This is a genomic window from Psychroflexus curvus, from assembly GCF_020164585.1.
GTDB lineage: Bacteria > Bacteroidota > Bacteroidia > Flavobacteriales > Flavobacteriaceae > Psychroflexus > Psychroflexus curvus.
This window is the reverse complement of the sequence record NZ_JAIQZF010000016.1, coordinates 1-1,612: the sequence shown is the minus strand read 5'-3', so window position 1 is coordinate 1,612 and position 1,612 is coordinate 1. Positions and strand designations below refer to the sequence as shown.

Here is a 1,612-nt window from a genome sequence, read left to right as displayed (position 1 = left end):
TGGCATTGAAAAGTTTGGAATTGATTATCTTTAGTAATGCAAGGAAAAAAGACTTATCAAGAGAAATTGTTCACTCGATTCTTATTGAGTGAACGCATCCCCGAAGAGAATTTTTATCGCAGATTAAAGTCGATTTTGGATTTAGATGATCTGTACAAATTAACCAAGCCTTATTACGGTTCAAGCGGTCAAAAAAGCATTGATCCTATTGTATTCTTTAAGTTGTGTTTAGTTGGCTATTTAGAGAACATCATCAGTGATCGTAAACTGATTGAGCATTGTAGTATGCGCTTGGATATTTTGTTCTTTATAGACTACGATATAGACGATGAATTGCCCTGGCATTCTACAATAAGCAGAACTCGTCAGCTTTTTCCAGAAGAGATATTTGAAGAGGTTTTTACCAAAGTTTTACAGATGTGTATTGATAAAGGTATGGTCAGCGGTCATACCCAAGCTATAGACTCCGCACCAGTCAAAGCCAACGCTTCGATGGATAGTCTGGAACTCAAAGTACCTGAGCAGGACCTGGAGGGTCATCTTGCAGAAGTTCGCCATATCAGCCACCGAGATAAAGAAGTCTATAGAAAGGCTAAAGAGAATAAAGCTAGCAAAGAACAACAAAGCATTAGTGCTAATAAGCAAGAGCTGGCAGCCCTAAAGTCCAGAAACAAAAAATGGTCAAAAGATCAAGACTATCGTCCAGGGGCAAAAAACAAAGGGGCTCGCTATACCAGTAATAAAACCCACTACAGCCCGACAGATCCAGATGCTCGCATTAGTGTTAAACCAGGCAAAGCCAGAAAGCTGAATTACCTGAGTCAGCTTAGTGTCGATACTGGACACCATGTCATTACCGATATAAGAGCCTATCGTGCGGATAAGAAAGACAATCAATACCTTCAGGATATTGTTGGTCGATTACAGCCAAGATTGCATAAAACAGGATTGCTTTGGAGAAACTGCATAGCAGATGCAGGGTATAGTAGCGGAGAGAATTATGCTTATCTAGAGCAAAAAGGATTACAGAGTTTTATTCCAGCTCACGGAACCTATAGAGGCGGCCCAGAAGGCTTTATTTATAATAAGGAGCAAGATCATTACGTCTGTCCTCAAGGAGAGATCATTCCCTTCAAAAAGGTGTTTAAAGATTACAGAACAGCAACTTTAAAGAAAGAATACAGAAGTTCAAGTAAACAGTGCAAAGGATGTCCGTTGCAAGCTGAATGTTTAGGCAGAACAGCCAAAGAGAAAAAGTTCTCAGTGACCTACTACAAAGAAGAGTATGATCGAAACATAGAGCGGGTAGAAAGCAAACAAGGTAGATACATGAAAGCAAAACGCCAGAGTACAGTAGAGCCTGTCTTTGGGACACTCACTCAATTCATGGGTTTAAGAAAGATCAACACCATCGGTTTGCAACAAGCCAACAAGGTGATGCACCTTTCAGCCATAGCCTATAACCTGAAGAAGTATCTAAAATTCACTCAAAAACGAGTAAAAAGTGGAGCAAAAGCTCTGCAGTCTTTGCTTTGTGAAATAAAAACCCTGCAATACTTAATCAACTTTGATTTAAGCCCTCTAAATTTAGTGTAAATCCAACTCTGATAAA

Annotated in this window: 1 protein-coding gene; it reads left to right on the top strand. The window is 39.5% G+C overall.

Annotated features, from left to right (window positions below; genetic code table 11):
• Positions 1-36: 36 nt before the first annotated feature.
• Positions 37-1,596 (top strand): IS1182 family transposase, encoded by a 1,560-nt coding sequence (locus LB450_RS13570; protein ID WP_224489798.1) that lies wholly within the window; start codon positions 37-39, stop codon positions 1,594-1,596.
• Positions 1,597-1,612: the final 16 nt, after the last annotated feature.